Consider the following 21,221-nt stretch of genomic DNA (forward strand, 5'->3'; position numbering starts at 1 on the left):
CTTTTGTCATTTTAACAATTTCCTGTTGATACTAAAGTATTTCTACGTAAAAGCAACAATTTTTACGATTTAAAAAGCAGAAGGGATAAAAAGGTCAACGCTATTCTTAATCTATTCCTGAGGTGCTTCATGAATAAAAGGAAGGAGTTTTTAAGGAGAGAAGAGAAGTAAAGTATTCAGTAAAAGTCTACTAAAAAGATAAGAAATGGCTTTAAGATTGTTTCTTGAAAGAAGGTGTAAAGGAATGAGGTGGAAGCTTAGAATTCCTTTAATCCTATTGACGATGGGGCTAACGTCTAAACTCTATCAACTATTCATAGGTAATGGTTCCTTTTTCAATAGTTTACTCTATATCTTCCTAACAGGTGTAGTGATTTTTATATTGGAACGAACACGCATTAACAATCAGAAGGTTCATTTTTCATTTGGTGTGTTGATTATATTTGTTGGTATAATGGTAGATTATTTCTCACAATAGGAAATGATCTTTAGTAAAACGAATGCTCGTATGAAGATGGAGGTGTTTCTAATGAGTTTAACAATTGATAGTAAGATAAATAATGTTTTTATTCATGTCTCGAACTTAAAGTACTCAGCCACATGGTATGCAACTTTAATGGGGTTAACAATTGATCAGGAAAAAATTCAATCTCCTGTATTTAATCTACCTGTTACAGGTGAAACAGGATTGACCCTTGATGATCATACAAAAGATCCTAGCTTTGTTTTTAAACCGGCTTCACATGCGATGTTTAATTTGTATACCCGTGATATTGATAAGGCTTATCAATTTGTCATCTCGAATGATATAAAAATAGTAAAAGAAATAGAATGGGTAGGTGATTTGGCTTATTTTCTCATTGCTGACCCTGATGAAAATGTATTGATGCTATGCAATAAGTAAAAAAATGAACCCAGTTCGCAAAAAAGAAGCGGACTGGGTTCATTTTTTTATTTGGTTAGTGAATCTTCAATTGTTTCTGTTTTTGCTCCTTCAAGAAACTTTAAAGCAGCTGTTCCTAGTGTTTTAGCTGCGATAAGAAGGGAGCGCTCATCAATATTAAATCGTGGGTGATGATGAGGATAGGTAATTTTCCAATTAGGATCCTGTGCCCCTGTAAAGAAGAATGCTCCTTTTACATGTTGGAGATAATAAGCGAAATCTTCTCCACCCATAAGCGGGTCACATTCTACTACTTCTGTTACTTCTTCAATTTCCTTAGAGATATTCGCAATAAATGCTGCCTCTTCTGGATGGTTAACAACAGCGGGGTAGCCCCGTTTGTATTGGTAATCATAGGTTGCCCCAAATAACTGGCATGTTGAACTTAAATAGTTATCAAGCTCTTTTTCTATTAAATCACGTGTATCCTCATCAAAGGTTCTTACTGTACCGATTAGTTTAGCTGTATCAGCAATGACATTAAAAGGGTTTAATGCTTCAAAATGACCAACTGAGACGACAGCTGGATGAAGAGGGTTCGCTCGGCGAGAAACAATTTGCTGTGCACTTGCGACAAATTGGGAGCCAACCATCACTGCATCTTTTGTTAAATGCGGTTCAGAGCCATGACCACCTTGTCCTTGAATGAGAATATTGAATTGGTCAGCTGCAGCCATAATAGGTCCTTCTTTGACTTGTATCGTGCCAAGAGGGAAGGTTGACCAAATATGTGTGCCAAATATGGCGTCAACACCATCTAAGCAACCATCTTCAATCATAGAAATTGCACCACCAGGGGCAATTTCTTCAGCGAATTGGTGAATAAAAACAATTGTTCCTTCAATATCTTCCTGGATTTTATTAAGTGCTTTAGCTAAAACGAGTAAAGTTGCTGTATGTCCGTCATGGCCACAAGCGTGCATCGCACCATCGATTTTTGATTTATATGGAAGGTCATTTTCTTCTTGAATGGCTAATGCGTCGAAATCAGCCCGAAGCGCAACTGTTTTACCTGGTTTTCCACCACGAAGCGTAGCCACAACACCCCTGCCACCTACTCCGGTGCGAACGTCATGACCGAGCTTTTCGTGATAGTCAGCTATATAAGCAGGTGTTTTCACTTCTTGATACGAGATTTCAGGGTATTCATGAAGAAACCGGCGGATAGAAATCATTTCTTCTTCGTACTCTTTTAATAAAGCAAATAATTTTTCCATTACGTGAACGCCTCTTTTCAAAAAGATTTAAATAATTGAATAGTATAATTATAAGAAAATTGATTCTCCAGGTCCAACTGGTAATCCAAGAAGGTACCATAGGGAGAACAGAATAATCCATCCGATGGCAAAACAAATTGAGTAAGGTAATAAGGCAGAGATTAATGTTCCAATCCCAATTGATTTATCATGCTTTCTAGCGAAAGATAATAAAATAGCAAAGTAGGCGAGCATCGGCGTAATCGGGTTTGTTATGGAGTCACCAATACGGTAAGCCATTTGTGTAAATGCTGGACTATAACCTAAATACATAAACATTGGTACAAAGATAGTGGCTAAAAGTGCCCATTTGGCTGATGCACTGGCAATTAAAAGATTAATAAATGCACAAATAATAATAAAACCAATTAACATTGGTAATCCTGTGAAATTCATTGCTTGTAAGAGCTCAGCGCCTTTAATAGCAAGAATAGGACCAATGTTACTCCAATTAAAGAAAGCAATCATTTGAGCTGCGACAAAAGCCAATACAATAAATGGAGCTAAATCAGCAATGGATTTGAACATTTTATCTGCGACATCTTTATCAGATTTGATCGTCTTTGCTCCAATGCCGAAAGCAATAGCTGGTAGTAAGAATAAGAATAGCATAATCGGTACAATACCTGACATAAATGGACTATTGATAAAAGAACCTGTTTCAGCATCTCTTAACCATCCATTTTCAGGAATAACAGCGATAAGTAAAATGGCGATATAAGCAAAAACTGTGATACCAGCCCATTTTAATCCCCGTTTTTCAGCGCTTGTAATTTCTGCAATCGCTTCTACTTTACCATCGTATTTACTAAATCGTGGTTCGACAAACTTAACGGTTACCCACGTAGCTAGTCCAACGAGTAGAAAGGTTGAGGCAATCAAGAAATAATAGTTCATTGTCGGATTGCCAATATAATTAGGATCGACCATTTTTGCAGCTTGTTCGGTAATACCAGCTAACAATACATCTAGTGAATTTAGTAGAATATTAGCTGAAAAACCACCACCAACTGCAGCATACGTAGCAATTAAACCTACTAGCGGGCTTCTGCCGACACTCATAAAGATAAGTGCAGCGATAGGTGGGAATACAATAAATGCTGCATCAGCAGCTACTCCACCTACAATTGCTGTAAAAAGAACGACTGGAAGGATGAGCTTCTTAGGTGCACTTAACACTGATTTTTTCATAACAAGTTGTATAAGACCAGTGGCTTCTGCAACGCCTACACCAAGCATAGTGACAAGTACTAGTCCGAGTGGAGCGAAGGAGGTGAAATTGCTAACCATATTGGTGAGAATCTGTTCAATCCCTGCTCGGTTGAGGAGATTAATCACTTCTATCGGTTCTCCAGAACTAGGGTCAGTAGCAGAAACACCAATCTTAGCAAGTAAAAAAGATAAAATAAGTATCATACCTGACATGATTACAAAAAGTGTAATAGGGTCTGGTAATTTATTTCCTGCTCTTTCAATGCTATCGAGGAATCGATCAGTTAATTTCTTTTTAGTCGGTAAAGGTGCTTGCTGTTTTGGAATTGCGCTCATATATACCCTCCTTGTTGATTAACTTTTTTGAAAATTATAAGGGTATTACGAGGAAAAAACTATGTGATGAACTCTAAAAAAAATATATTTATTTAGATCATACTACAAAATTATACACTTTCTGATGATTGAATGAAGTGGACAAACCTACATATATCAAAGGGAATATGTAATTTCTAATACTTTATCTCACTAATGAATTTAAGTGGTGAAAAATATCAGACTATGAGAATTAAATAGTAAGTAATAAGGGTTTTCTTGTGAAAATTGTAATAAATGGTTAGAAGTTGAAACTTTAACTTGTGGGATTCGTAAATCATTACGATGGGAGGGTGTTTGATTAATGAGGTTGATCAAAAGAAAAAAGAGCAAAAAGAAGAAAGAATCCATTTGGGATGTTTTATTTGAAATCGTCTTGTGGATCCCTGAGATTCTATTGTGGCCATTAAGAGCTTTATTTTTTCTTGGAAGGAAAACCTACCATTTCTTTATTTCTAATTAAGGAATAAGGTTCTTACTTCCCTTTCTTTCTTTTTTCTTATAATATGGTATTGGTGAAAAGAATAGGACATTGTTTACAGCATGATAAACAGTTTATAAATAAAAGGTAGGTATAGGATGGAACAATTGATATTAGATCTTGTAAATTGGTTTAAAGATTTATCATATATAGGTATTTTTCTTGCTCTTTGTATTGAATTTATTCCGGCTGAAGTTGTTTTGCCGTTGGCTGGTTTTTGGGTGTCTGAAGGAGACATGTTGTTCTGGGGTGTAGTCATTGCCGGCTCTTTAGGTGGTGTTGTCGGCCCGCTTACATTATATGCAGTGGGTCGTTACGGTGGTAGACCTATATTAGAAAAGTACGGCAAGTATTTTTTTATGTCCCCAGAGAATTTAGAGAAGGCGGATGCGTTTTTTGCTAAACACGGGGCATTTGTTGCTTTCTCTGCTCGTTTTCTTCCAGGGGTGAGAACAGTGATTTCTGTCCCTTGTGGGATGGCAAAAATGAATCCTTGGGTTTTCTCACTATATACATTATTAGCGATGACCCCGATTACATTCTTTTATGTTTACTTAGGTGTACAATTAGGCGAAAATTGGTCAGATGTAAAACCAATACTAAATCAATATCTTGTTCCAATTGGTATAGTACTCGTTATATTGTTTGTCATTTATTTATTGATTAAAAGAAGGAAAAATCAAAAAGCAGAATCACTTTCAGATTTCTTAGGAAAAAAATAAAAATGAAAAGCCATGACCTCACTGATAGATTAGTGAGGTCATGGCTTTTTTATTTTAATAGCAAAAATCTTGAAATTTAATAGTTGAACAGTTATTTGCAGGATGTTACCAATCAAATTGGCAGGCACACAATGAGACAAATATTTGTTTCATAAGGGTAATAAGGAAAAGAGAGGGAACTGCGCGCAAGTATTGAATACGCGCACAAGTTAAAAGAAAAAGGCAAAGAATTACGAGCAAGTAGTGAATACGCGAAAAAATACAAAAGAAAAAGACAGGGAATTGCGCGCAAGTAGTGAATACGCGCAAAAGACAAAAGAAAAATGGAGGGAATTGCGCGCAAGTAGTGAATACGCGCAAAAAGACAAAAGAAAAATGGAGGGATTTGTGCGCAAGTAATGAATACGCGCAAAAAGACAAAAGAAAAATGGAGGGAATTGCGCGCAAGTAATGAATACGCGCAAAAAGACAAAAGAAAAATGGAGGGAATTGCGCGCAAGTAGTGAATACGCGCAAAAGACAAAAGAAAAAGGCAGGGGATTGCGTGCAAGTAGTGAATACGCGCACAAGTTAAAAGAAAAAGGCAAAGAATTACGCGCAAGTAATGAATACGCGCAAAAGACAAAAGAAAAAGGCAGGGAATTGCGTGCAAGTAGTGAATACGCGCACAAGTCAAAAGAAAAAGGCAGGGAATTGCGCGCAAGTAGTGAATACGCGCAAAAGACAAAAGAAAAAGGCAGGGAATTGTGTGCAAGTAGTGAATACGCGCAAAAGACAAAAGAAAAAGGCAGGGAACTGCGCGCAAATAGTGTTTACGTGCAAAAGACAAAAGAAAAAGGCAGAGAACTGCGCACAAGTAGTGAATACGCGCACAAGTCATAAGAAAAGGGCAGAGAACTGCGCGCAAGTAACGTATACGCGCACAAGTTAAAAGAAAAGAGCAGGGAATTGCGCGCAAGTAGTGAATACGCGCACAAGTCATGTTTATATGCCAAGATCACACGCAAAGTAGAGGATGCTATGGGCATAAATAAAATGTATATCGATAGCTTGAGGGTTTTAAAAGGAGCTAGATCGACAGAAGGATTCTGTATAATTTAATTTTTTTCCATAAGCAGTCGAACTTCACTTATCTTTCTTTCTTCTTTCTAAAAGCATCACATCTCTCCATCCGTCTACATGCTTGGCGATTTTCTCACGGATTCCTACTTGGCGAAATCCGTGTTTTTTATGTAAAGAGAGACTTGCATGGTTTTGTGGAAAGATACTGGCTTGCAATGTCCAGATCCCATGCTTCTCACTTTCAATGATTAAATTTGATAATAATATTGAGCCAATCCCTGTTCCTTGATATCCATTGAGAATATAAATACTTATTTCCGCAACCCCCTTATATACCTCTCTATTCGAATAAGGGGTTAGGGCAGCCCAGCCAACCACTTGCTGTCCATTTTTAGCAACTAAACGAGCATAAGGTAAATGTTTCTCATGCCAGTTATGCCAGTTTGGTGTTTCCTGCTCGAAAGTAGCTAAGCCGCTATCTATCCCTTGTTGGTAGATCTCTTTTACTGATTCCCAATCTTCAACTACTAATGATTCGATTTTCATAGCTATTCTCTCCTCTATATCTCCTATTTTTCAAAAAATGTCTTTTTATCAAAGGAGATAATTGTTAATAGTGTAATATCTCTTATAAGAAAAAGATATCAATCATTTCTAAGGAGGAGTATAAATGAGGAGTTATGTATCGAAAAGTAAGCGTGGTATTAATCGTGAATCTCTCCCGTTTAAATTGTACGAGAAGGCAAAGAAATTTGGTGTGTGGGACCCTCGTGACATTGATTTTAGTCAAGATAAGAAAGATTGGCATACTTTATCAAAAGAACAACAGGATTCGATACTCAGACTAGTTGCCTTGTTCTATAGCGCTGAAGAGGCTGTAACAAAAGATATTCTGCCACTGATTTATGCGATATCAAAACAAGGTCAATTTGAAGAAGAAATGTTTTTAACGACCTTTCTTTTTGAGGAAGCAAAACATACAGATTTCTTTCATTTGTTTTTAAAAGAAGTAGGTATAGAAAGAGATTTGAATAATTATCATTCAGAAGCATATTTAAATGTGTTTGATGAAATCCTTCCGCAAACGATGGAAAAGCTATTGGTAGATCAGACTCCACAAACAATAGCTGATGCAGCAGTTGTATACAATATGTTTGTTGAAGGTATATTGGCGGAAACGGGGTATTGGAATTTCTATGAAAACCTAAAAGACTTAAAAAAATTACCAGGCTTACTTGAAGGGATATCTTATATTAAAAGAGATGAGTCGAGACATATTGGCTTCGGAACTTTCTTGCTACAACGTCTTATTACTGAAGATGACTCTATGTTTGATTATATTATGAATAAACTTCATCATCTCATGCCAATTGCCGAGGCAATTAATCAAATGCCTGAAGAAGTTAACCCATTTGGGGTGAAATTAGCAGATAGCCGAGCTTTTATGCTGAAGCAGTTACATGCAAGAATAGAAGTTTTACGTAGAGCGAAAGGTAAAACCTTAGAAGAAATTTATAAAATGGAACTTGTTGTAGAGTAGGATATGCTGTTCTTTTAAGCCGTTCAAAAAGAATGGCTTTTTATTTTGAAAAAAGTAAAGTCCATTTCCCCTTTCTTAATATTGAATTTAGTGACATGTTATCTATAGCTCGCTTTATATAAATAGAGGTTGGATATGAATGGAAATGGATTGTTGAGTAGTGTTAAAATAAAGAATGAGTCAATATAGCGAGGTCATTATGGATATATCTTATTTAGGATTAGCACTGGTAGAGTCATGGGGGATTGAAACGAGCACAAAATGGAAGATGGAGAATCCTGCTTCAGGACAATGTGGTGTCACAGCATTAGTTGTTCAAGAATATTTAGGTGGAGAAATTGTAAAAACATTTATCGGCGAGATGTGGCATTTCTATAATAAAATTGGAGATAACTATATAGATTTTACAGCCAGTCAATTCGATACTGCCATTGATTATAAGCCTGTTGTTTCTAACAGACAGGAAGCCTTTGAGGATACCAATATCAATCAGTATCGTTATTTAACAAAGGAAATGAACAATCGACTTTATTACTCCTTAGAGAGGTAGGAAGAAATGATGGTAGATAGCCTTATTTTTGATTTAGATGGCACGTTATGGGATTCTAGAAAAACAGTTGCTGATTCATGGAATATCGTTATTCGAAAAGATGCAGAAGTGAAGAAAGAATTAACAGTAGCAGATTTAAAAGCAACAATGGGGCTAAGAATGCATGAAATTATGGAAAGACTGTTCCCTTATTTAAGTAAGGAGAAAAGAGAATCATTATTAGAAGAGCTAAGCAAAGAGGAACTAGGACATATCCGGAACTATGGAGGGACACTATACCCAAAAGTAGAGGAAACCTTGTCAGAGTTGGCTAAGACCTATCAATTGTTCATCGTAAGTAATTGCCAAGAAGGTTATATTGAAGCGTTCTACGAAGCACATGGATTGGAAAAATATTTTCAGGACTTTGAAAACCCAGGAAGAACTGGATTATCTAAAGGGGAAAATATACAACTCATAATAAAGAGAAACAATCTACAGTCTCCCATTTATATTGGCGACACAGATGGAGATAGAGAAGCTGCAAAATATGCCGGGATACCTTTTGTGTATGCGAGTTACGGTTTTGGAGAAGTGATAGACAAAGATCATATAATTGAACAATTTCAAGACCTACTACATATGAGGCTAGAGAGGGGATAGCTTATGAAAGCATTGGTCATATTATTCCCCGCATACGCTGATTTTGAAATTAGTCATAGTTTATTTTTACTTCGAAAAGTCGCAAAAATGGAAATTGTTACTGCAACGGTTGATGGATCGCCAGTAACTAGTATTGGTGGATTAAAAACAGCAATTGATGTCTCATTAGAAAATCTGAATATAAATGATTACCATTTTATTTTAATCCCCGGTGGTGATGGAATTGATAACGAGCTGATGAATAATAAATGGTTAATTCAACAAATTCAATCAGCATTCCAATCACGTATTCCGATTGCATCCATCTGTGCATCGGCATTAATTCTAGGAAAAGCAGGTATATTGTCTGGTGAGCATTTCACTTGTTTAGCACATACTTATGATAAGTATCAATCACTTTTCGAATCAAGCTTCTATACAGGACAACCAATTGAAGTAAATAATCGCATAATTACGGCTAAAGGAACATCATTTGCTGCTTTTGCTATTGCCACGCTTAAACTAACTGGGGTAGAACTCACTGACCAAGAGTGGGAAAAATGGCGCCAGTTTTGCATGATAACATAGTATTTATTTGATATGAAGTAAATCAGAAGAAACTAGTAATCACTTATATATTGGTTTTGAAAGAAAAAGCACAAGGGGTGTGTTATTTTTGGATGAACGTAATGATTTAATTGGTGATATGTTAAAAGGTAAAAAATCTACGCCACTGCCAGGACAAGGTAAACCACTTCCTAAAGGCTATCTACAGAGGGATATTTTTCAAAACTTCCAAAAAGTTGCCAAGGATGCTGGTTACTTACCTACATGGTTAACACTTCAAAAGGAAATCGCATTGCTTGTACATCAAGCACAAAGTAAACAAGATATTGCCAACATTAATGAAAAAATTAAAAAATACAATTCGATTTGTCCACCACAAATGCAGCGCTACCCAATTAGTCTAGAGGGGCTAGAAAAAGCAAAAACACTATGGTAAAAAAAGTCTACTCGAACAGATTCTTATTCGTTTGATAGTCAGCCTGTTATACTTGCAAAAAAGGAGGCGATCATTTTGAATAAAATTATATTATTCGATGGGGAATGCAATTTCTGTGATCAGAGTGTGCAGTTTATATTGAAGAGGGACCATCAGGGTGAGTTTTATTTTGCCTCCTTACAAGGTGAAAACGGGCAATCTCTATTAAAAAAACACGAAATAGATCCGGCAACTGATAGTTTTATATATATAGAAGACGATCGTGCCTATGATCAATCAACTGCTGCAATTAAAGTATTGCAACAATTAAGGGGAATGTGGAAACTAATAGCTGTCTTCCGTATCATTCCAAAACCGATCAGAGATAAGATGTATCAATTTATTGCTAAGCGGAGATATAAGTGGTTCGGTAAAAAGGAAAGTTGCCGTTTACCCTCACCGGAAATTCGAAAAAGATTTCTTGATTAATCTGATTGATTGGTAATCAAAACAATAGGCATACATTTCATTTTAATAACATATATTGTGATTTAGTTGTTAAAAGACACGTTCAATCTACAAAAAAAAACAGAAGGTTATCTTCTGTTTTTTTTAAGCAGTTGGTTTATTAAAATACTTTGTTGTAAAGGAAGTTAAAATTGCAAGAACTGTGTACAATACTGTCCAAATCATAAAGGTTCCATTATAGATTGTAAAGGAGAGTAAAGTAAAGATAATTGCTGTTAATAAAGGAACGAGATACATATTCCGTTTTTTCCAAGCCACAAGAATAGAAGCGGCTAATACAATAGTTGGATAGATAAGTATTGTTAATACGAGTGTCATTTTAAATCGCCTCCATTATCTCTATACCCGAAAAATAAAAAAAGAACCATTTTCGGTTCTTTAAAATTCTTTTTGGGAGATAGGAAGAAATAATTTAATACCCCTACGATTAAAAGGAAGGAGTTTGGAGTCAAGCGCAAGATGACTAATATATCCCGTCATACAAGCAATATAAGCGCCATTTATGCCCGTCGATAATTGAAAAAAATCAGCAATAAAATGAAAGAATACTACACCTAAAATAGAATGAGTGTAACTCCTATGTGGGACAAATGATGCTATAAGAATATAGCAGCCCATGAGCATAAGCCAAACTTCTTGTAATAATATTCCGCACACAATGACTCCTATACCAGTAATGATAAGCATATGTCGCTGCTTTATATAGGAAGATAAAAGAAACATCGCAAGTCCAATCCCCATGCTTACCCATTGATCTACGGCTGTAGCTTCATAAAAACTATAAAAAATAATTAATAATCCAATCATTTGCGCAGTTGCTTTAATAAATTTGTGAGAGAGGGTGATTCTATTTCTCAGTTTACCGTCGATATCTAAATCTGGTAAAAGTGCAGATATTGTGCCAATACCAATAAGCGCTAATGTGGCCGATGGCGTTGCTTGGAGTGTATTTGCGGTCACAAAACCTGCAACAGCACCAATACTCGCATGAGCGGTACCATTCACTTTAATTCCACCTTTTTCTAAGTTGTCTTTTTCTATTCTACAATAAAACATCTGTTCTGTTTATCCTTTTTGCAGGAAAAATGTCAAATGAACAAGAATTTATGTTAAATACTTTGATTAATGGGAATCAATCTCTCTTTTTTTCATCTTTTAAAACGATTTTGCCATAAAGAAGGTTAGGTACGACCCTTTTTATGGGTAAATACATTGAAATAAGCGGAATAAAAGGTTTATGGTCACAAGAATATTTAAACGAATGACTATCGTTTTTATGTTTAAGATTCAAAAAAAGAGGAGAGGGACAATGAACTGGACACATCCATTTGCACTGGCAGTATTAGCTTTCTGGGCGTCTTATTTTATGAATGATTCATTAAGCATCTCCTTATTATTGGCGTTGGGTGGATTCATCATCGGTTTGATATTCTCATTATTGATTTTTAAGAAGGCAAAAAGAAAACATATATGACAAGGAACTATGAATTTATATTCCTACTAAGAGGGTGATGACGATACAAGCGGTTTTATTTGATTTTGACGGGACATTAGCTAATACATTGCCACTGTGCATTTATTCATTACAGGAAGTGTTTCTTAAATTTGATCAGCGAGAATTAGCTGTGAAAGAAGCGAAAGAGTGGTTAGGAAATTCGGAAAAGAAGATTATAGAAGAGCATTTAATAAGCAATCAGAAATTAGAGGCAATTGAATATTATTATAAGGTGTACAAGAACAATCATTCAAGGTTAGTAGATAATAATAGAGAAATTGACCATTTATTGTCCTATTTGAAAGAGGAAGGAATTAAGCTGGCGATCGTTACAGGGAAAGGGAGAAGAAGTTTGCAGATTTCTTTAGAATGTCTGCATATGACAACCATTTTTGACTGTATAGTTACGGGAGATGATGTAGTGCAAGCAGAACCTGATCCAGAAGGTATCACTCTAGCCTTATCCATGCTAGATGTACCGGCATCCGAGGTAATTTTTTTAGGGGATAGCAATTGTGATATCGAAGCAGGGTTAAAGGCGAATATTTATACAGCGGGTGTGCATTGGCTACCTGATGGAAAGACAACTGAATTTAAGGTGATACCAGATTCAGCTTTTATAACGGTGGATGAATTTTTGGAATTTTTAAAATTAGGTGCTTTACACGAGAGTTAACAAAATAAATAGATGAATAGGGGGCAAAGAAGCATGAGTATTCAATATCCAATAGGCGAATTTTCTGTATGTGAAGAGGACATTAATGAGAACAAGATTAATACTTGGATAATGGAAATAGAGAAATTTCCGCGCCTACTCCGCAAAGTTGTAGAAGAGCTTACTGAAGATGAACTAAATATACCCTATAGAACAGAGGGATGGACAGTACGGCAGCTCATTCACCATTTAGCAGATAGCCATTTAAATGCTTATTTAAGGGTAAAGTTAGCGTTAACAGAAGAAAATCCGATGATCAAGGATTATCAACAAGATCAATGGGCACGTTTAGAAGACTATCATCTACCAATTGAAGTGTCTTTAAGTATGATAGAAACCGTTCATTTGCGTTGGACGGTTGTGCTAAAAAGTTTGTCTATTCATGATTGGGAGCGCACGTTTGTTCATCCTGAATCGGGTCAACTTTCCATTGGGAAAGCAATTGGAATGTATGCATGGCATGGGCGTCATCACCTCGCTCATATTACGTCTAAGCATAAAGGTGAGAAATGAATGAAGGATAAAAAATGGGGAGAATTTACGATTTCTCTTAATAAATCATATTTAGATAGAGAGTTAATTTATCAGTTTTTACATAATGAAGCGTATTGGTCAATCAATATTCCTAGAGAAGTTGTGATGAAATCGATTGATGAAAGTAAGCTAGTTTTTGGGCTATATAGGGGAAGGTTCGACGGTGATTTTGAGCAGGTAGGGTTTGCAAGGGCAGTCACAGATTTATCTACATTTGCTTATCTATGTGATGTATTTATTTTACCTCAATACAGAGGAAACGGCCTTTCAAAATGGTTGGTCGAAACAATCATTTGGCATCCAGATTTACATGATATTCGTAAATTTATGTTGGCAACAAAGGATGCCCATTCGTTATACGAAAGATTTGGTTTTGAAACAGTTGAATCACCTGATTTGTTATTGCAAAGGGTAAGGAAAGTTCCTTATTAATCGTTCTTTAGAAAGGTGTAATCGTTTGTGAAAAGGTTACTATTTACATGTTGAGATGCTTTTCTATACATTAACTAGTTCTTTTAGCATGGTAAATTACCATTATTATTAAAACAATATTCTAAAAATATTGAATTATAAAGATGAAATCGATAAAATGTTTAATTATAGAAATAGAAAAGGGGTGTCACATGAAAATGGAACTGATTAGACATACCATTCGTGCAAGAGAAACATATGAAGTGAAGATAGAGTCATCGTTATTATGGGAGTGTGCCCTCGGAATCGCAGCCGTGACAAATACGCGTTTAATTTCACATATGGAAAAGCCGATGGAGGAATGGGATAATATTAAAAATAAATTATCAAACGAGCTCCTAAATGAACTAGAGATCGTCCAAAAGCACAATACATGGAAGGCGTTGCTACAATTATTACATCAAAAAGAATTTGATAGTTTACATATGTTTGTTGATTATATTAATCATTTATCAGATAGAACGTTACGCTTTATATGTTTACCTTATATCGGATCGGATTTCCAACAATTAAGGTGTGATGCTTCAACAACAGATGAAACAGCGATAAAAGATATGCAGGAAGTAACGGAAAACAATTCTTTCTTTCCAAAATACGTTGAATATATTAGCTCTGCAGATGCAGATTTTTTGAAAAGGCATTTGGTTACAGTTATGACAGGATGGTATGAAGCAATTATCAAACCTGAAGAAAAGCAGCTACAAAACATTCTCGAAAAAGATAAAAAACTAAAAGAGTCTATGTATAAAAAGATGACAGCTGAAGAATTAGTTGAATGGGCGACAGGAGGCATCATTTATCATCCCGAACCAAGTGTAAAGAATGTGATGCTCATTCCCCAATATACATACAGGCCATGGAATATTGAAGCTGATATAGAAGAAACAAAAGTATTCTATTACTCAGTATCGGATGAGAGTATAAGAGATACGAAGCCCTATGCAGTTAATCCATCATTAGTTCTTAGATACAAGGCATTAGGTGATGAAACAAGAATGAGAATGGTGAAATTACTTTCTGAAGGCGAATGTAGCTTACAAGAAATAACGGAGCGATTAGCACTTGGGAAAACAACAGCTCATCACCATTTAAAAATTTTAAAAACAGCAAAACTAGTCGATACTGAAACATCTAAATATAAATTAAAACAACAAGCACTCCAATGGATGAATGAGGAAATGGGCATCTATCTTTCACAATAATGTTGAAGTCAGGTGAGGAACGATAATGATAAGATTAAAGATTAACAATGAGTTAGAATTGAAGGGTTTTAAGTTAGAAGAGGCGGATGAACTATTTGCGCTTATTAATGAAAATCGTACATACTTACGCGAATGGCTTCCATGGGTAGATGGAACAAAATCTGTTCAAGATTCGAAAGCGTTTATTGACCATACAGTTGATCAAATGGATCAAAATACTGGCTTAACCGCTGGTATTAGGGAAAAGGGAAAGTTAATCGGCATCATTGGCTTTAATAAGTTGAATCATGCCAATCGGATAGGTACAATCGGGTATTGGCTTGCACAGCATGCAGAAGGTAAAGGTGTGATGACAAAAGCTGTGCAAGCGATGATTTCCTACGGATTTACTCAGCTTAATTTAAATAAAGTAGAAATTCATGCTGCAGTTAAAAACAGTAAAAGTCGCCGTATACCTGAAAAACTTGGTTTTGTATATGAAGGAACGATTAGAGATGGCGAATGGCTCTATCATTATTATGTTGACACAGTTATTTATGGTTTGTTGAAAAGAGAATATAAGTGATGAGCTACTATTGCTGCAAGAACAAATTCTATTCAAAAGAATTTGTTCTTTTCTTTATGAATAGAGTAGGAAAAAGGGTTTACTTCTAGAATCTTATTAAAGATAGAAAGTGGGTGGAGGATGAGAGATGGAAATTAAAACAGAGGCAAAGAAAAATGTAAGATGGAAGCGCTTGCTATTATGGATGGGAGGGAGTCTTCTTGGGCTCATTCTACTTGTAATCATTGGCGCTTATTATTTCTTGAATCGCCCGTTACCTCAAGTTAATGGTGATATTCAACTGAATGGGTTACAACAAGCTGTTGAGGTGGTCCGAGATGAAATGGGTGTTCCTCATATAGAAGCAACGAATGAATATGACCTTTACTTTTCCCAAGGATATGTACAGGCGCAAGATCGTTTATTTCAAATGGACTTAAGTAGGCGGCAGGCATCTGGGAGATTAAGTGAAGTAATTGGTGAATCGACAGTAGATACTGATAAGTATTTCCGTACCTTGGGCTTAAGAAGAGCAGCAGAAGAATCAGTAGCTGAATATTCAGATGAGGGGATGCGGGTATTAAATGCATTTGCAGACGGAGTAAATGCCTATATAGAGGAATTACATACCACTGGAAAGTGGCCAACAGAATTTACGATACTTGGCTATAAACCAGAAGCATGGAAACCAATTGACTCATTAACAATTGGTAAGTATATGGCCTTTGATTTGGGCGGACATTGGAAAGATCAAGCTTTTAGACAGTATCTGTTGCAAGCATTTCCTGAAGAAAAAGCATATGATTTATTTCCGACCTATCCAGAAGAGGCACCAACTATTATTACTAAAGAACAATTAGATTTTTCAACCGCCTTTGCTCAAGCTGTTATCCCACATGAATTCAATGGGAGTAACAATTGGGTGGTAAGCGGAGATAAAACGGCAACTGGCAAAAGTCTTTTAGCAGATGATCCCCATTTAGGGTTGGCGACTCCTTCTGTATGGTATCAAATGCACTTACAGTCTGATGAAGTGAATGTAGGTGGAGTGATATTTGCCGGAGTCCCTGGAATTATTTTAGGACATAACGAAACCATCGCATGGGGTGTGACTAATACTGGTCCTGATGTGCAAGATCTTTATATTGAAAAAAGAAATCCAGAAGATCCTCACTTGTTTCTTTATAACGACAAATGGGAAAAGGCGCAAGTGATAGCTGAGCCTATAAAGGTAAAGGATAGTGAAACGATTGATTATGAAGTCATAGAGACAAGACATGGGCCTATTATTTCAGAGTTTGCCGCTGATGCTGCTACTAGTGAAACGGCACTTTCATTACAGTGGACTGCATTAGAAGCAACGACAGAACTAGAGGCGATTTTAAATATGAATCACGCTGAAAATTGGAAAGAATTCGAAGAGGCATTAGCTGCTTTTGAAGCACCAGCACAAAATTTTGTTTTTACAGATCGAGAAGGAAATATTGCTTATAAAGCGAATGGCAAAATTCCTATCAGGAAAAAAGGAAATGGGCTATTACCTGTACCGGGATGGACAGATGAGTATGCTTGGGAAGGTGCGATTCCTTATGACGAGTTACCAACTATCGTCAATCCAGAAGAAGGTTTTATTTCTACAGCCAATAATAAGGTGGTAGGAGATGATTACCCTTATCATATCAGTCACAATTGGGCACAACCATATAGACAAATGCGCATTCAAGAAGTATTAAGTGGAAGCAATCAATTAACTGCAGAAAATATGATGGAACTACAAATGGATGAAAAGAACCTTCAGGCAGAAGAATTTGTGCCTGTGATGCTTAAGCAATTAGCAAACGAAAAAGGTGAACACATCCAATCGGCCCTTGATATCTTATCGAAATGGGACTATCAAGATCATCAAGATCTTGCTGCTCCTTATATTTTTAATCGCTGGATGGTTGAAATTGGAGAAGCATTATTTGAAGAGCAGATTCCGAAAGAAACGTTAGAATTATTTGGTGGTAAAAGATCGGCTGTTGATCAGCTTCTACGTAATGCATTTGCAGGTAACCCGGGGCCATGGGTGAAGGATGTAGGGGGCATTAATGAATTATTAGTTGCATCGTTAACAGAAACACTTTCACAAATAGAGGAAGATGAAGGCAGGGATATGGCAAATTGGAAATGGGGAGATTATCACCAAGTTTCCTTTACACACCCGTTATCTAGCGTAGCTCCTTTAAATTATTTATTTAATTATCAAGGTAGTATGGCAACAGGAGGAAGTGCTGTCACTGTTAAGGCAGCTGCATTTAAAAATGATGGGACGGTGAATCACGGAGCATCATGGCGATTTGTTATGGATATGAACAATCCAATGCAGGCTTATCATATCGTCGGACCAGGTCAATCTGGGCATGTATCGAGTGACTGGTATCAAAATCAAATGGCGGACTGGGTAGAGGGTGATTATCATAAGACCACTATAGAAGAGCCTGAAGGGAAGAGACTTCTCTTAACACCAGAAGAATGATTATCTATGAAATTTTGAGATTATGAAAGAAATAAATCCAACGCATCTTTTTAATCGATTAATATTTTACCCTTTTAATATGTACGGATTAGAGACAGGTGAATGAGAAGAGAAATAGCCAGCTGAAAAAAATTTTTTGGCTGGCTAAAAAATGTAATTAAATGATTACAAAAGAAAGCTCGCTATCCACGAAATCAAAGGAATGGTTAAGATAGAAATTAACGTGCTATATATGGTTACCATAATAGCTTCGTTTTCTTCTTTTGTGTAGCGGGAAAACAATACTGAGGCCAGCATGAAGGTGGGCATACTTGTTAAAATAACTAATAAGAAAATTAAATCTGTTTGTAGTGACGTAAAACGTAAACAAATGATGGCGAAAAGTGGTAAAATCATCAATTTCATTAATAAGGGAAACCATAAGCCTTGAAAGTAAAAACGCCGTCCAACTTGAAAGAAAGTTGGAAGCAGAAAGCCTATATATAACATAGCTAATGGCGCAGCTAAGTTAGATAGCATTGAAGCCAGTTGCTTAAATATGAGCGGTGCTTCCCATCCACTGATTACATATAACAACCCCAAACTAATGGCTAGTAAAGGTAAGTTTAATAAAGCTTTTAATTGTTTAAATTGGAATTTTTGATTGCTTTGTAATAAGTAGATACCTAATGAAAAAAGCACGACATCTAACCCCGCATCAAATACAGCGGCTAATAATCCACCGAGAGGCCCAAATAATGTAGCACTAAGAGGGATGCCGATGAAACCTGTATTACCTAGGGCGGCTAGTAAAGCCAATTGTTTAGGCTGATTAAGATGTAAAAGGCGGCCTAGAACTAATGTAAGGATAATACCTCCAGCATTAAACACAACGGATATCCCAAATACGAGAAAGACTTGTTGGAAAATGACGTCCGTAATCTTAGTATTGAAAACACCATTCAATATAATAAAGGGAACAGCTAGATGTAAAATAATCATCATTAATATATTTTTCATTTCTGCTGTGATTGATATCTTTAAGGCGATTAGTGCCCCGAAAACAATGATTATACCCATTGTTGAAATCGCAAGAATAACAGAGGTGACTTCCATATGACACTCCTTTCAGTATAAATTATACTGAAAATTCTTATATTTTTATAGTTCATAAAAGCAGAAAACTATAAAAATATCATTGGACCATTTATACTTAACGACAATAAGAAAGGTGTGGGTAGCAGTGGTTGCTAAAGTAGCGATAGTAACAGGAGCGAATTCAGGAATGGGCTTAGAAACGACAATCGGTCTTGTAAATAAAAATATAAAAGTAATCATGCTCTGTAGAAGTAAAATAAGAGGTGAAGCCGCGCTACAAAAAGTGAAAGCCATTACAGGAAAAGAAAATGTAGATTTAATGCTCTGTGATCTAAGTTCTATCAAAAGCATCGATGATTTTGTGGCAACCTTTTTTAGTAAGTATCATCATTTAGATCTTTTAATTAATAATGCAGGTGTAGTGACAATAAAAAGGCAAGAAACAGTTGATGGATTTGAGATGATGTTAGGGGTAAACCATCTCGGTCATTTCCATTTAACCAATCAATTATTAGAAGCTTTGAAGGCTTCGGCTACTGCAAGAATTGTCATTGTATCTTCCGGTGCTCATAAATGGGGGAAGATTGATTTTGCAGATCCGTTTTTTAAAAAGGGTTTTAATGTAGCAAAAGGTTATGGAAGATCGAAGCTAGCCAATTTATTATTTATGAAAGGTTTACATGAAAGATTAGCACACACAAATGTGACAGTGAATGCACTTCATCCAGGAGCTGTTGCAACAAACATAGGTGTGGATAGAGAAACAGGATTTGGTGGCAAAGTGGTAAAATTACTGGTGCCATTTTTTAAAACAGCAGAGCAAGGGGCGGAAACGACCATCTATTTAGCCACGAGTGCGGATGTAGAAGGGATATCAGGTGAGTACTATATTGACAAGAAAAAAGCCCATGTCTCTAAAAGGGCGAGTGATTCCCAACTAATCGAGCACTTCTGGAGATGGAGCATAGAACAGACGACCATTAATGATAACATCTGATAAAAAAGTTAACAGTGGGGTGAAATTTGTCTTCAATAGGTGAGATTGAAGAAGTACGCGGTATATCAGTTTTGGAATTAAAATAATATGAAGTGAATCTCTTGTAGGACAAGGAAGGGTGTAAACATACAAATAAAAATAATTTGAATGGTTTCATGCTTAAAGGAACGGGAATGAGTTTGGAAGAACGGCAAAAGAGAGGATGATGCCATGTCTGAAAAAGTAGATTTCATGGTGGCGCATAAACAAAAGTTGAGGAATAAATTTACGTTGATAAGCATTTAGAAGCATTGATAAAAGCGATTGCCATGTATGAAGTAGTAGAAATGAATAAAGGTCAATGAAGCCTATTTGAGAAGTTAAAGGGAAGGGTGGAGGAAGAGTAATGAGTTTTAAAGCATTAGTTGTAGATAAAGATGATAAAGATTTTTCTATCCAGTTGCGTCAACTTGAGGTAAAGGATTTACCTGCAGGAGAAGTACTAATTCAAGTAAAATACTCCGGAGTAAATTATAAGGACAGTTTAGCTAGTATACCTAATGGAAATATCGTTAAAGACTATCCAATGGTACCGGGCATTGACTTAGCGGGTATCGTTGTTTCATCTCAACATCCTGATTTTTCCGAAGGAGATGAAGTCATTGCTACGAGTTATGAAATTGGTGTATCCAGATACGGGGGGTATAGTGAATATGCACAAGTACCTGCACAATGGGTACTACCACTTCCAAAAGGACTTACGTTAAAGAAGGCAATGACGATTGGCACAGCTGGATTAACAGCGGCACTTTCCATATTAAAATTAGAACAGAATGGTCTAACTGAAAATAGTGGGAAGGTGTTAGTTACTGGGGCTACTGGTGGCGTTGGGAGTTTTGCCGTTGCCTTGTTAGCTAACCGTGGCTATGAGGTCGTTGCAAGCACTGGAAAGAAGAATGAACGTGATTACTTAATGAACTTAGGGGCTTCTTCAGTGATTACAAGGGAAGAAGTGTATGATGGGAAGATAAGCGCATTAAGCAAGCAAAAATGGATAGCAGCGGTTGATCCTGTCGGTGGAGAGCCATTAGCATCCTTGTTAAGCCAAATTCAATATGGGGGTGCCGTAGCGGTCAGTGGTTTAACAGCTGGAACGAATGTACCTACGACGGTTTTTCCATTTATTTTACGTGGGGTGAGTCTCTTGGGAGTTGATTCCGTTTTTTGTCCAATGGAGATGAGGAAAGAAGCTTGGGAACTATTAGCGGAAGAAAGTGATAAACTTCCGTTTGATCAGTTTATTTTTCAAGAAGTTTCATTGAGTGAAGTTGAGCATGCCTTGCCGTTGCTTTTAAAAGGAGAAATGAGAGGAAGAGTACTTGTACACATATAGTAACTACACACAATAACTGATAAA

The 21,221-nt window shown here is 36.4% G+C and carries 26 protein-coding genes; 20 read left to right on the forward strand and 6 right to left on the reverse strand.

Features of this window, described 5'->3' with window-relative positions; all coding sequences use genetic code 11:
- The first annotated feature begins 244 nt into the window (after nt 1-244).
- Both LG276_RS06170 and LG276_RS06175 read left to right on the forward strand, forming a co-directional pair.
- Nucleotides 245-478 carry a hypothetical protein gene (locus LG276_RS06170; protein ID WP_404293879.1) on the forward strand — a complete coding sequence of 78 codons (234 nt, stop codon included), beginning with the start codon at nt 245-247 and terminating at the stop codon, nt 476-478.
- A 51-nt stretch (nt 479-529) separates the two neighbouring features.
- Complete coding sequence (locus tag LG276_RS06175) at nt 530-904, forward strand: VOC family protein (protein WP_224935058.1); 375 nt, start codon at nt 530-532, stop codon at nt 902-904.
- Nucleotides 905-951: 47 nt separating this feature from the next.
- On the opposite strand, the gene LG276_RS06180 is transcribed toward LG276_RS06175, so the two are convergent.
- A complete protein-coding gene (locus LG276_RS06180; RefSeq protein ID WP_404293881.1) occupies nt 952-2,160 on the reverse strand; it encodes a M20 family metallopeptidase in 1,209 nt (402 codons plus the stop codon).
- Between the two features lie 48 nt (nt 2,161-2,208).
- Nucleotides 2,209-3,747 (reverse strand): AbgT family transporter, encoded by a 1,539-nt coding sequence (locus LG276_RS06185; protein WP_404293884.1) that lies wholly within the window; start codon nt 3,745-3,747, stop codon nt 2,209-2,211.
- A 618-nt stretch (nt 3,748-4,365) separates the two neighbouring features.
- On the opposite strand from LG276_RS06185, the gene LG276_RS06190 reads away from it, so the two are divergent.
- The 3 genes from LG276_RS06190 (at nt 4,366) to LG276_RS06200 (ending at nt 5,871) form a co-directional block, all read left to right on the forward strand.
- Entirely contained in the window at nt 4,366-4,989 is a 624-nt protein-coding gene (locus LG276_RS06190; protein ID WP_251162903.1) for a DedA family protein, read from the forward strand.
- Between the two features lie 243 nt (nt 4,990-5,232).
- The gene (locus LG276_RS06195) at nt 5,233-5,388 is read left to right on the forward strand and encodes a hypothetical protein (protein WP_404293887.1); all 156 of its coding nucleotides are present in this window, start codon (nt 5,233-5,235) and stop codon (nt 5,386-5,388) included.
- 51 nt (nt 5,389-5,439) lie between these two features.
- Nucleotides 5,440-5,871, forward strand: a complete 432-nt coding sequence (locus LG276_RS06200) for a hypothetical protein (RefSeq protein ID WP_251162905.1) — start codon at nt 5,440-5,442, stop codon at nt 5,869-5,871.
- Between the two features lie 243 nt (nt 5,872-6,114).
- Here LG276_RS06200 and LG276_RS06205 read toward each other — a convergent pair whose 3' ends face one another.
- On the reverse strand, nt 6,115-6,597 hold the full coding sequence (locus LG276_RS06205) for a GNAT family N-acetyltransferase (protein ID WP_224935076.1): 483 nt from the start codon (nt 6,595-6,597) through the stop codon (nt 6,115-6,117).
- Between the two features lie 124 nt (nt 6,598-6,721).
- On the opposite strand from LG276_RS06205, the gene LG276_RS06210 reads away from it, so the two are divergent.
- From LG276_RS06210 to LG276_RS06235, 6 genes are all read left to right on the forward strand, one after another.
- Nucleotides 6,722-7,591 carry a R2-like ligand-binding oxidase gene (locus LG276_RS06210; RefSeq protein WP_251162906.1) on the forward strand — a complete coding sequence of 290 codons (870 nt, stop codon included), beginning with the start codon at nt 6,722-6,724 and terminating at the stop codon, nt 7,589-7,591.
- Between the two features lie 199 nt (nt 7,592-7,790).
- Nucleotides 7,791-8,141 (forward strand): hypothetical protein, encoded by a 351-nt coding sequence (locus LG276_RS06215; RefSeq protein WP_251162907.1) that lies wholly within the window; start codon nt 7,791-7,793, stop codon nt 8,139-8,141.
- 6 nt (nt 8,142-8,147) lie between these two features.
- The gene (locus tag LG276_RS06220) at nt 8,148-8,783 is read left to right on the forward strand and encodes an HAD family hydrolase (protein ID WP_224935082.1); all 636 of its coding nucleotides are present in this window, start codon (nt 8,148-8,150) and stop codon (nt 8,781-8,783) included.
- A gap of 3 nt (nt 8,784-8,786) precedes the next feature.
- The gene (locus LG276_RS06225; protein WP_224935085.1) at nt 8,787-9,350 is read left to right on the forward strand and encodes a DJ-1/PfpI family protein; all 564 of its coding nucleotides are present in this window, start codon (nt 8,787-8,789) and stop codon (nt 9,348-9,350) included.
- Between the two features lie 88 nt (nt 9,351-9,438).
- Entirely contained in the window at nt 9,439-9,765 is a 327-nt protein-coding gene (locus LG276_RS06230) for a DnaJ family domain-containing protein (protein ID WP_224935087.1), read from the forward strand.
- A 75-nt stretch (nt 9,766-9,840) separates the two neighbouring features.
- Complete coding sequence (locus LG276_RS06235; protein WP_224935090.1) at nt 9,841-10,233, forward strand: thiol-disulfide oxidoreductase DCC family protein; 393 nt, start codon at nt 9,841-9,843, stop codon at nt 10,231-10,233.
- A 123-nt stretch (nt 10,234-10,356) separates the two neighbouring features.
- Here LG276_RS06235 and LG276_RS06240 read toward each other — a convergent pair whose 3' ends face one another.
- Both LG276_RS06240 and LG276_RS06245 read right to left on the reverse strand, forming a co-directional pair.
- The gene (locus LG276_RS06240) at nt 10,357-10,590 is read right to left on the reverse strand and encodes a DUF2651 family protein (RefSeq protein WP_095370216.1); all 234 of its coding nucleotides are present in this window, start codon (nt 10,588-10,590) and stop codon (nt 10,357-10,359) included.
- Between the two features lie 60 nt (nt 10,591-10,650).
- Entirely contained in the window at nt 10,651-11,277 is a 627-nt protein-coding gene (locus LG276_RS06245; protein ID WP_224935093.1) for a metal-dependent hydrolase, read from the reverse strand.
- 304 nt (nt 11,278-11,581) lie between these two features.
- Between LG276_RS06245 and LG276_RS06250 the strand changes: the two genes are divergently transcribed.
- The 7 genes from LG276_RS06250 (at nt 11,582) to LG276_RS06280 (ending at nt 17,751) form a co-directional block, all read left to right on the forward strand.
- Complete coding sequence (locus tag LG276_RS06250) at nt 11,582-11,746, forward strand: hypothetical protein (protein WP_224935096.1); 165 nt, start codon at nt 11,582-11,584, stop codon at nt 11,744-11,746.
- Nucleotides 11,747-11,783: 37 nt separating this feature from the next.
- The gene (locus LG276_RS06255; protein WP_224935099.1) at nt 11,784-12,443 is read left to right on the forward strand and encodes an HAD family hydrolase; all 660 of its coding nucleotides are present in this window, start codon (nt 11,784-11,786) and stop codon (nt 12,441-12,443) included.
- Between the two features lie 33 nt (nt 12,444-12,476).
- Complete coding sequence (locus tag LG276_RS06260) at nt 12,477-12,995, forward strand: YfiT family bacillithiol transferase (protein ID WP_224935102.1); 519 nt, start codon at nt 12,477-12,479, stop codon at nt 12,993-12,995.
- A complete protein-coding gene (locus LG276_RS06265; protein ID WP_224935105.1) occupies nt 12,996-13,448 on the forward strand; it encodes a GNAT family N-acetyltransferase in 453 nt (150 codons plus the stop codon).
- Between the two features lie 197 nt (nt 13,449-13,645).
- Nucleotides 13,646-14,689, forward strand: coding sequence for a helix-turn-helix transcriptional regulator (locus LG276_RS06270; RefSeq protein ID WP_224935722.1), 1,044 nt, complete (start codon nt 13,646-13,648; stop codon nt 14,687-14,689).
- 25 nt (nt 14,690-14,714) lie between these two features.
- On the forward strand, nt 14,715-15,254 hold the full coding sequence (locus LG276_RS06275) for a GNAT family N-acetyltransferase (protein ID WP_224935107.1): 540 nt from the start codon (nt 14,715-14,717) through the stop codon (nt 15,252-15,254).
- A 127-nt stretch (nt 15,255-15,381) separates the two neighbouring features.
- Entirely contained in the window at nt 15,382-17,751 is a 2,370-nt protein-coding gene (locus LG276_RS06280; protein WP_224935110.1) for a penicillin acylase family protein, read from the forward strand.
- Between the two features lie 165 nt (nt 17,752-17,916).
- On the opposite strand, the gene LG276_RS06285 is transcribed toward LG276_RS06280, so the two are convergent.
- Nucleotides 17,917-18,846 carry an AEC family transporter gene (locus tag LG276_RS06285; protein ID WP_224935113.1) on the reverse strand — a complete coding sequence of 310 codons (930 nt, stop codon included), beginning with the start codon at nt 18,844-18,846 and terminating at the stop codon, nt 17,917-17,919.
- Nucleotides 18,847-18,973: 127 nt separating this feature from the next.
- On the opposite strand from LG276_RS06285, the gene LG276_RS06290 reads away from it, so the two are divergent.
- On the forward strand, nt 18,974-19,825 hold the full coding sequence (locus LG276_RS06290) for an SDR family oxidoreductase (RefSeq protein ID WP_224935116.1): 852 nt from the start codon (nt 18,974-18,976) through the stop codon (nt 19,823-19,825).
- Between the two features lie 385 nt (nt 19,826-20,210).
- Nucleotides 20,211-21,197, forward strand: a complete 987-nt coding sequence (locus tag LG276_RS06295) for an acryloyl-CoA reductase (RefSeq protein WP_251162908.1) — start codon at nt 20,211-20,213, stop codon at nt 21,195-21,197.
- Nucleotides 21,198-21,221 lie beyond the last annotated feature (24 nt).

This window comes from Cytobacillus kochii, assembly GCF_044790165.1.
In the GTDB taxonomy this organism is placed as follows: Bacteria; Bacillota; Bacilli; order Bacillales; family Cytobacillaceae; genus Cytobacillus; species Cytobacillus kochii.

Bases quoted from the DNA above. Each gene is read 5' to 3' on its own strand.
- LG276_RS06170 (WP_404293879.1), top strand. From the start codon at position 245: ATGAGGTGGAAGCTTAGAATTCCTTTAATCCTATTGACGATGGGGCTA.
- LG276_RS06175 (WP_224935058.1), top strand. From the start codon at position 530: ATGAGTTTAACAATTGATAGTAAGATAAATAATGTTTTTATTCATGTC.
- LG276_RS06180 (WP_404293881.1), bottom strand. From the start codon at position 2,160: ATGGAAAAATTATTTGCTTTATTAAAAGAGTACGAAGAAGAAATGATT.
- LG276_RS06185 (WP_404293884.1), bottom strand. From the start codon at position 3,747: ATGAGCGCAATTCCAAAACAGCAAGCACCTTTACCGACTAAAAAGAAA.
- LG276_RS06190 (WP_251162903.1), top strand. From the start codon at position 4,366: ATGGAACAATTGATATTAGATCTTGTAAATTGGTTTAAAGATTTATCA.
- LG276_RS06200 (WP_251162905.1), top strand. From the start codon at position 5,440: ATGAATACGCGCAAAAAGACAAAAGAAAAATGGAGGGAATTGCGCGCA.
- LG276_RS06205 (WP_224935076.1), bottom strand. From the start codon at position 6,597: ATGAAAATCGAATCATTAGTAGTTGAAGATTGGGAATCAGTAAAAGAG.
- LG276_RS06210 (WP_251162906.1), top strand. From the start codon at position 6,722: ATGAGGAGTTATGTATCGAAAAGTAAGCGTGGTATTAATCGTGAATCT.
- LG276_RS06215 (WP_251162907.1), top strand. From the start codon at position 7,791: ATGGATATATCTTATTTAGGATTAGCACTGGTAGAGTCATGGGGGATT.
- LG276_RS06220 (WP_224935082.1), top strand. From the start codon at position 8,148: ATGATGGTAGATAGCCTTATTTTTGATTTAGATGGCACGTTATGGGAT.
- LG276_RS06225 (WP_224935085.1), top strand. From the start codon at position 8,787: ATGAAAGCATTGGTCATATTATTCCCCGCATACGCTGATTTTGAAATT.
- LG276_RS06240 (WP_095370216.1), bottom strand. From the start codon at position 10,590: ATGACACTCGTATTAACAATACTTATCTATCCAACTATTGTATTAGCC.
- LG276_RS06250 (WP_224935096.1), top strand. From the start codon at position 11,582: ATGAACTGGACACATCCATTTGCACTGGCAGTATTAGCTTTCTGGGCG.
- LG276_RS06255 (WP_224935099.1), top strand. From the start codon at position 11,784: ATGACGATACAAGCGGTTTTATTTGATTTTGACGGGACATTAGCTAAT.
- LG276_RS06260 (WP_224935102.1), top strand. From the start codon at position 12,477: ATGAGTATTCAATATCCAATAGGCGAATTTTCTGTATGTGAAGAGGAC.
- LG276_RS06265 (WP_224935105.1), top strand. From the start codon at position 12,996: ATGAAGGATAAAAAATGGGGAGAATTTACGATTTCTCTTAATAAATCA.
- LG276_RS06270 (WP_224935722.1), top strand. From the start codon at position 13,646: ATGGAACTGATTAGACATACCATTCGTGCAAGAGAAACATATGAAGTG.
- LG276_RS06275 (WP_224935107.1), top strand. From the start codon at position 14,715: ATGATAAGATTAAAGATTAACAATGAGTTAGAATTGAAGGGTTTTAAG.
- LG276_RS06280 (WP_224935110.1), top strand. From the start codon at position 15,382: ATGGAAATTAAAACAGAGGCAAAGAAAAATGTAAGATGGAAGCGCTTG.
- LG276_RS06285 (WP_224935113.1), bottom strand. From the start codon at position 18,846: ATGGAAGTCACCTCTGTTATTCTTGCGATTTCAACAATGGGTATAATC.
- LG276_RS06295 (WP_251162908.1), top strand. From the start codon at position 20,211: ATGAGTTTTAAAGCATTAGTTGTAGATAAAGATGATAAAGATTTTTCT.